This is a genomic window from Flavobacterium xizangense (assembly GCF_054075145.1).
Map to the genome: position 1 here is coordinate 1 of NZ_JBSIPG010000204.1, position 254 is coordinate 254.

Consider the following 254-nt stretch of genomic DNA (forward strand, 5'->3'; position numbering starts at 1 on the left):
CGTGTTGTAGCTGCGCTAAATAAAACGAGTAATTTGAACTCCGATGCTGATCAGGTATGCCTTGGACTAAATAGTCGACCACTTGCTGACGAATTTTCTGGCGATCATCATCAACATAAGCATCTACCAAACCACTAGCAAAACGCTGGTTCCCGCCAGTAATACTCCATATGAATGGACGATCTTTGGCGTTATATTCTTGTACCCCAGCTTCTTGTTCAATCACTTGCGGGCCATTTAAGCCTAAACGTCCT

1 protein-coding gene is annotated in these 254 nt (G+C 44.1%); it reads right to left on the reverse strand.

Annotation, left to right across the window (positions count from 1 at the left end; translation table 11 throughout):
* On the reverse strand, positions 1-226 hold a 226-nt coding region (locus tag ACWA1B_RS23130; protein ID WP_456911010.1), incomplete at its 3' end, for a Clp protease/crotonase-like domain-containing protein.
* Positions 227-254: the final 28 nt, after the last annotated feature.